Genomic DNA, 1,032 nt, shown 5'->3' with positions numbered 1-1,032 from the left:
CCCCCGTTATGTTTTCCGCGGCCCTGCAAGAGGGCCGCTGGCCTCCGGGCCCGGCATGGCTGTTCCCCCCTGTCGAACCGATGACCTGGGGGGTGGTGCCACCGGGCCCGAGAGGCGCCGTTGGAGACGCTGATGAGAGGTCCGACTACCGCCCGGCCGAGCGCAATGCCCGGCCGTACATGGGCGACAGGTCTGCATAACGTGGATGCGCGCACGACGCCAACGCCCAGGCCAGCACCGCACGCCCCGTTCGGGAGGACGGCTTGAACGAGCACGACACGATAGGCGTCTTCCTCGGCCTGGATGTCGGGAAGAGCACACATCACGGACACGGACTCACTCCGGCCGGCAAGAAGGTCTTCGACAGGCAGCTGCCCAACACCGAACCGAAGCTGAGGCAGGTCTTCGACAAGCTCCGCGAGAAGTTCGGCACCGTTCTGGTCGTCGTGGACCAGCCAGCCTCAATCGGCGCCCTGCCGCTGACGGTGGCTCGCGACACAGGCTGCCAGGTCGCCTATCTGCCGGGCCTGTCGATGCGTCGGATCGCTGACCTCTACCCGGGTGAGGCGAAGACCGACGCCCGCGACGCGGCCGTCATCACGGACGCCGCCCGCACCATGCCGCACACCCTGCGCTCGCTGGAGCTGACCGACGAGATCACCGCCGAGCTCACCGTTCTCGTCGGCTTCGACCAGGACCTGGCGGCCGAGGCCACACGCACCAGCAACCGGATCCGGGGCCTGCTCACCCAGTTCCACCCATCCCTGGAACGGGTCCTGGGCCCGCGCCTGGATCACCAGGCAGTCACCTGGCTGCTGGAACGCCATGGATCCCCAGCCGCACTGCGAAAGGCCGGACGGCGCAGGCTGGTTGAGGTGGTCCGGCCCAAGGCCCCGCGCATGGCAAAGCGGCTGATCGACGACGTCTTCGAGGCGCTCGACGAGCAGACCGTCGTGGTCCCGGGCACCGGCACCCTGGACGTCGTGATCCCGTCGCTGGCCCGCTCGCTCGGCGCCGTTCACGAACAAAGGC

At 68.8% G+C, this 1,032-nt stretch carries 1 protein-coding gene; it reads left to right on the top strand.

Annotated features, from left to right (window positions below; translation table 11 throughout):
• Nucleotides 1–263: 263 nt before the first annotated feature.
• The coding region (locus FPZ41_RS46690) for an IS110 family transposase (RefSeq protein ID WP_152870966.1) at nucleotides 264–1,032 on the top strand (769 nt) is incomplete at its 3' end.

The sequence above is a fragment of the Streptomyces acidicola genome (assembly GCF_009377235.1).
Taxonomy (GTDB): Bacteria; Actinomycetota; Actinomycetes; order Streptomycetales; family Streptomycetaceae; genus Streptomyces; species Streptomyces acidicola.
The sequence above is the reverse complement of the archived record's forward strand: the minus strand, read 5'-3'. Positions and strand labels throughout refer to the sequence as shown.